Below are 7,135 nucleotides of genomic sequence, written 5' to 3'. Positions count from 1 at the left end.
TCGATAGGTGAAGACCTCCGCAACAAAAGACCCTTATAGGGTCTGTACATACCACGTCTTTTAGGCGTGGTTATGATATCAAAAGTTAAAAGGCATATGTTTTGATGAGGTTTATAAATAAGTTTATAGTTAAGAATAGATATATGAAATTGCAACAAATAATTATCTAAGAAAGAAGGGCATATAATATGTTAAAAGAAGGTACAGAAGTATTTTTCTTAATAAATGGTTATATCATGTCAGGAAGAGTTATAAATGTTAAAGGAAATGATAAAGATTATAATTTTAGTATTGAAGGATATGCAGGTTGTGCTGGTCCACATATTATCTCCTATAGACAAATTCACCGAACTGTTTTTTTTACCCAAGAGGAAGCTAAAAAGTATAAAAATAATCCTCATATGTATCTATCATCATATTGTTAATGTAAAAAGAGTTCTTATGATTTATGAGATGAAAGGATAGATATTTTAGAGAGATATTGTTATACTATATCTAAAGTAGGTGATAAAATGAGAACCAGTTCATATTTAATTAAGCCGGCCTCATCAATATGTAATATGAATTGTCAATATTGTTTTTATAGCGATGTTTCTAAACAAAGAAAAGATTATTCAAAAGGAATAATGGCTAAGGAAACTGTTGAATTGCTTATAGATAAGGCATTGAATGATGCACAAGAAATAACTTTTTCATTTCAGGGTGGAGAACCAACAATGGCTGGTCTTAATTATTTTGTTCATTTTGTTGAATATGTTGAAAAAATAAAAAAAAATCATATTATTCATTATTCAATTCAAACAAATGGATATTGTTTAAATGATGAATGGATATCGTTTTTTGATAAATATCAATTTTTAGTAGGTATATCCCTTGATGGTTATAAAAATATACATGATCAAGTTAGATTAAAAGGAACACAACCTACTTTTGATAAAATAATTAATCATATACAAAAAATCCAACAAAGAAATATTGACTATAATATTTTGACTGTTGTGACATCACAAATGGTACCATTTGCTAAAGAGATTTATAAGTTTTATAAAAAACAAGGTTTTCAATATATACAGTTTATTCCCTGTTTACCTGAATTGGATCATTCAACAGAACAATATAACTTAAATCCAAAAGATTTTTATCATTTTTATCATGATATATTTGAATTATGGTATGAAGATTTAAAACATGGTCATTATATCTCAATATCTTTCTTTGAAGATTTATTAATGATCTTTCAGGGACGTTATCCAAGAACATGTGGAATGATAGGTAAATGTCAAATCCAATTGGTTATAGAAGGAGATGGCACAGTCTATCCATGTGATTTTTATGCATTAGATCAGTATTGCCTTGGAAATATAACAGTTAATAATATTGATGAATTAAGACAATTTAAATCAGGTCAAATTTTTCTAAAGGAAGAAAAAAGAACCTCATCAATATGTAAAGAATGTCAATTTAAAAATATTTGCCATGGACAATGTAAAAGAATGAATATAGTTTATTTTGATGATAATTATTGTGGATATCAAGAATTTTTAAAAGAAACTTATCAAATATTTTATAGCATTGGCCAAGGAAAAATCAGGTAATGATACATTTATTTTACCTGATTTTTTAATTCATGATTATAATTTCCGTTAACTTTATAAGCCAATTCAGCTAATAATATTTCTATAAAGACAAACATAATTGTTTGATTATCTAAAAATGATGAGGTTGAAGCATTTTCAATAGAAGGTAATAAAATATGATAATTTGACTGTTTAATTAATTTTGTCTCCGTACATGTGACAACAATTGTTGTGGCACCATTTTTTGAAATATTTCTAATAAGCTCGTAATATTGTAAATCTTCAGCACGAGTTGTAAAGATTAATACAACATCACCTTTTGTTAAGCTTTCTTGCATTTGATTCATTAATATACCATCTGTTATTGCCTCAGCATCAAAACCAATTTTAGTTAAACGATAACGAAATTGTAAAGCGGATAACCCTGTTCTGTTTTTACCTAATATCTTGACACGTCTAGCATTAGATAATGTTTTTGCTATAGTTTTAATATTTTTTAAATCAATAAAATCATTAATCTGCTTAATATATCCAGCATATAAAGATGTAATAGACCTTGATATATCCATATTCTCATTTTTATTTTCTCTAATACCAGAAATAATGTAACGGGATAATTCAAACTTGAATTCAGCAAATCCTGAATAACCAATCTTCTTACTAAATCTTATAATTGCTGCTTTAGATGTAGAAATTTCCTCTGCTAAAGATTCAATACTATCTTTCATAACAGTAGTAGGATTTTTTTTAATCCATTCATATATGATTTTTTCACTTTTTGTATAGTTACTTTTATAAAAATCTAAACGTTCAAAAGGGTTCATACAGTTCCTCCAATATTATAACTCTTAAATATATCATACAAGAATAAGAGAATAATGTCAAAAATATGAAATAAGTTTCAATGTTTTTTAATATAAACTAAAAAAAGTTTCTATATTGTATTGAAAATAGTTTTAAAGTATGTATAATATAATTGAAACAAGTTTCATTATTAACTGTATACAGCTGAAAAAAGTTCATTTTAAAGGAGGAAAGAAAATGCAAAAATTTATGGATATCTTAGAGGCTAAACTTATGCCTATTGGTATAAAATTGGGAAATAATAGATATTTAAAAGCGATCAATAAAAGTTTTATGATTATTTTACCTTTAACAATTTTTGGTTCTATTTTTACTTTAATTTCTAGTTTTCCAGTCACTGCATGGACAAATTGGTTAAATGAAACTGGATTGGCAACATGGTTAGGCTTACCTTCTAAATTGACAATTGATTTAATTTCATTATATACAGTTGTCTCATTAGGCTATGTATTTACAAAAGAAGAAGGTTTTGATGGATTTGCTGGAGGATTAACTGCATTAGTTTCATTTATTATTGTGACACCATTACTACAAATTACAACAAAACAAGATAGTATAATCACAGCAATTGGATTTGACTGGCTGGGGGCAAGAGGTCTTTTTGTAGCAATGATTATTGGTTGTTTGTCTTCATTGTTATTTATATTTTTTAATAAGAAGGGGTGGATTATTAAGATGCCAGAAGGTGTTCCACCAATGGTTACAAAATCATTTAGTTCATTAATTCCAATGTTTTTAGTAGGAAGTCTATTCTTAGTCATTGCATATTTATTTAGTTTAACATCATATGGCAGTTTACATAGTTTAATTTATACTTTTATTGCTTCACCTTTACAAAAAGTTGGAGGAAGTTTTGGTGGTATGATTGTCTTTACATTAGCTCTTCATATTTTATGGTTCTTTGGGATCCATGGTGGAAATATAGTTAATTCTATAAGCAATACATTTTTATTACCACTGGCATTAGAAAATTTGGCAGTTTATCAGGCTGGAGGAACACCTGAGTTTATTTATACAACTGCATTTAAGAACACATACCAATTTGGTGGAGCAGGTATGACTATTTCTCTATGTGTTCTTATGATCTTTGTAGCAAAATCACAAAGATATAAAGCACTAGGTAAATTAGCATTACCAGCTAATATTTTCTATATTAATGAGCCTATCATTTTTGGTACACCTATGGTATTAAATCCAACAATGATTATTCCATTTATTTTAGCTCCATTAGTGACTCAAGTTTTAGCTTATGGACTCACTGTAATGGGAATATTACCAGTTCTAATTGGATATCAGATTCCATGGTCAATGCCACCTATTATCAGTGGATTTATTCAAGGGGGTTGGCAGGTTGCCCTTTATCAAGTTTTTAGTCTATTCTTAACATTCCTTATTTATTATCCATTTTTCAAAGTTATTGATAAACAGGCTTGTTTAGAAGAAGATGCAATAAATATAGGAAAATAGGAGGTTATTATATGAATAATAAACCAAATATTGTATTATTTGTAGCAGATCAAATGAGATGTGATTCAATGCACCATATGGGAAATGATGCATCTGTTACTCCTCATTTAGATAGTATTTTAGAGGAAGGTATTTCTTTTGAAAATGCTTATTGTCAAAATCCTGTTTGTGTTCCATCTCGCTGCAGTTTCTTAACTGGACTTTATCCTCATACAACAGGACATCGTACAATGCATTATTTACAAAGACATGAAGATGAACCTAATATATTAAAAGAAATGAAACAAAATGGTTATGAAGTTATTTGGATAGGACGTAATGATGTTATACCAGGAGACCATCCAAAAACAATTTACTGTGATGAATACTATGATGGTATTTCTTTTGAAAATCAAAGAGATAATATAAATAATTACTTTTATCCAAAAGGAGATTTGAATAAAGTCACTGATGAAGATATAAAAAATGATAATTTTTATTCATTTTATATTGGTAAATTAAAAGATGGAGAAGGTTATGGTAAACAAGATTGGAATTGTATTCAAAGTGCCTTAGATTATATTGAAAGAAAAAGTAAAAATCCTAATAGTAAACCATTCTTTTTGTATTGTACAATTTCATTTCCACATCCACCATATGCATGTGAAGAGCCTTGGTATTCGATGATCAAAAGACATCTTGTACCAGCAAGGAGGCCCAATATATCTACCCTCAAAGATCGTGCCAGTATGTTATATAGTATAGAGTCAAAACAAAATCTTCAAAATTGGAGTGAAGAACGATTTACTGAATTAAGAGCTACTTATTTGGCAATGGTTTCAAGATTTGATTATCAGTTTGGAATGATTTGTGATAAGTTAAAACAACATGATTTTTATGATAATACAAATATATTTGTATATAGTGATCATGGAGATTATACTGGAGATTATAATATTACAGAGAAAGTTCAAAACTGTTTTGAAAATCCCATTAGCAATATTCCACTATTAATGAAACCTGCTAAAAACTTAAAAGTAAAACCCCGAAAAACAAAAGCCCTCGCTGAACTTTTAGATATACCAGCAACTATAGCAGAAATGTGTGATATAAAACTTTCATACACACAATTTGGGAAATCATTAGTACACATTTTATCAGGAGATGAGATTCACAAAGATGCAGTTTTCTGTGAAGGTGGTCGCATTCACGGAGAAATTCAAGCAATGGAAAAAGGACATGATCCAACTTCACCATATTGGCCACGATTAAGCACTCAATCAAGTGAAGGACCAGAACATACAAAAGCACTGATGTGTAGAATGGGAAATATAAAATATACAATGAGATTGTATGAAAAAGATGAATTATATGATTTAGATAAAGACCCATTAGAATTAATTAATCAAATAGATAATCCTGATTATCAAGACATTGTGCTAAAATTTAAAGAACGTATTCTATATTATTATATGGAAACAGCAGATTTTGTACCACAAGGGAAAGATCAAAGATAAATAGTATGCTTTATATTATGAGTCATTTATAGAATAATCTAACTGAGATTATTCTTTTTCTTTTGGATTATAGATATTTTAGAGAGATATTGTTATACTATATAAGAAAGAAGTGGTGAAATTATGAATGATGATATTATTGTTGCTATTGCAACTTCAAGATTAGAAGCAGCAATTTCTATTATTCGTTTGAGTGGTAAAGATTGCATAGCATTTGTTCAAAGTTTTTTTACAGGTCAAATTACAAATAAAGAAAGTCATACAATAACATATGGATATATAAAAGATGATCAAAAGAGAGTAGATGAAGTTCTGGTTAATATTTATCGTGGTCATCGTACATTTACAGGTGAAGAGATGGTAGAAATTAATTGCCATGGTGGTATTTTTATTACTCAAAAGGTTCTAAATTTATGTTTAAAAAAAGGAGCACGGATGGCAGAACATGGTGAGTTTTCTAAGCGTGCCTTCTTAAATGGTCGTATAGATTTGTCACAAGCTGAAGCTATTAGTGATTTAATTACAGCTAAGAATGATTATGCAACTGAATTGGCTTTAAAAGGAATTCAAGGGAATATCAGTCATTTTATTGAGGATTTAAGAGAAGATTTAATTAAAATTATAACTCAAATAGAAGTTAATATTGATTATCCAGAATATGAAGATGTTGAAGAATTAACAGCAGATTCTTTACTTCCAAAAAGTCAGTCATTAAAAACAAAAATGAATCATATTATTGAATCATCTCAAAATGTCCATCTATTAAAAGATGGAATATCAACAGTTATCATTGGAAAACCTAATGTTGGAAAGTCAAGTTTATTAAATGCATTACTTCAAGAAGATAAAGCTATTGTTACAGACATTGCAGGAACAACAAGAGATATTGTTGAGGGAACGATTCGTCTTGATAATATTGTATTAAATATGATTGATACTGCAGGTATTCGAGAAACAAATGATATAGTTGAGAATATTGGTGTTAATAAATCTAAAGAATTAATACATAAGGCTGATTTGGTTTTATTGGTGCTTGATAGTTCTTCAGAACTTACAAAAGAAGATTATGAATTATTAGAATTATCTCAAGATACGAATAGAATTATTGTTATGAATAAAAAAGATCAAGGCATTAAATATGAATTAGATGGGATTTTTATTAGTGCAAAAGATAATGAAATAGAATCTTTAATTAACGAAATTAAAAAAATGTTTGAATTAGGAAAAATAACTGCAGGACAAGAAGATATTTTAGCCAATGCTAGACAGATTCAATTATTAGAAAAGGCAAGCCAATCATTAGAAAATGCTATTGTAGCAATGGAAAATAATATACCAACTGATTTAATTGTGACTGACTTATATGAAAGTTGGGAAAACTTAAAAGAAATACTTGGAGAAAGAGCAAAAGAAGATTTATTAGATGAATTATTTAAGCGCTTTTGTATAGGAAAATAAGATGGATAAATATAATGTATTATCACAAAGATTTTATAGATTTTTTAAATATTTAAGAACCATAGGTTTAATTAGTCTTATTATTTTTTTAGGTGTCACTGCATTTAATACAAATAATGACATATTAACAATCATTAGCTATATTTTCATGGTTGTTATGCTTTCATGTTTATTTGAATGTGTGATTCTCTATATACTTTATATTGTGTTTAAGAATAAGTAAGTATTTATTATGTAGGAGTTAGAATATTTATTTCCAGGGCAATCCTGTTG

The 7,135-nt window shown here is 28.0% G+C and carries 6 protein-coding genes; 5 read left to right on the top strand and 1 reads right to left on the bottom strand.

Annotation, left to right across the window (positions count from 1 at the left end):
- Window positions 1-188: 188 nt before the first annotated feature.
- Window positions 189-425: a hypothetical protein gene (locus AC5M21_RS11815; protein ID WP_117598986.1), complete on the top strand. Its 237-nt coding sequence runs from the start codon at window positions 189-191 to the stop codon at window positions 423-425.
- 87 nt (window positions 426-512) lie between these two features.
- Complete coding sequence (locus AC5M21_RS11810; protein WP_117598987.1) at window positions 513-1,595, top strand: radical SAM/SPASM domain-containing protein; 1,083 nt, start codon at window positions 513-515, stop codon at window positions 1,593-1,595.
- Window positions 1,596-1,603: 8 nt separating this feature from the next.
- Here the strand turns inward: AC5M21_RS11810 and AC5M21_RS11805 are convergent, their stop codons facing one another.
- A complete protein-coding gene (locus AC5M21_RS11805; protein ID WP_302280555.1) occupies window positions 1,604-2,401 on the bottom strand; it encodes a MurR/RpiR family transcriptional regulator in 798 nt (265 codons plus the stop codon).
- A 217-nt stretch (window positions 2,402-2,618) separates the two neighbouring features.
- On the opposite strand from AC5M21_RS11805, the gene AC5M21_RS11800 reads away from it, so the two are divergent.
- From AC5M21_RS11800 to mnmE, 3 genes are all read left to right on the top strand, one after another.
- Entirely contained in the window at window positions 2,619-3,908 is a 1,290-nt protein-coding gene (locus AC5M21_RS11800) for a PTS sugar transporter subunit IIC (protein ID WP_117598989.1), read from the top strand.
- An 11-nt stretch (window positions 3,909-3,919) separates the two neighbouring features.
- The gene (locus tag AC5M21_RS11795; protein WP_117598990.1) at window positions 3,920-5,404 is read left to right on the top strand and encodes a sulfatase family protein; all 1,485 of its coding nucleotides are present in this window, start codon (window positions 3,920-3,922) and stop codon (window positions 5,402-5,404) included.
- Window positions 5,405-5,527: 123 nt separating this feature from the next.
- On the top strand, window positions 5,528-6,862 hold the full coding sequence (mnmE, locus tag AC5M21_RS11790; RefSeq protein WP_117598991.1) for a tRNA uridine-5-carboxymethylaminomethyl(34) synthesis GTPase MnmE: 1,335 nt from the start codon (window positions 5,528-5,530) through the stop codon (window positions 6,860-6,862).
- The last annotated feature ends 273 nt before the right edge of the window (window positions 6,863-7,135 follow it).

It is taken from the genome of Coprobacillus sp. (genome assembly GCF_984815275.1).
This window is presented reverse-complemented; position numbering and strand designations above follow the sequence as displayed.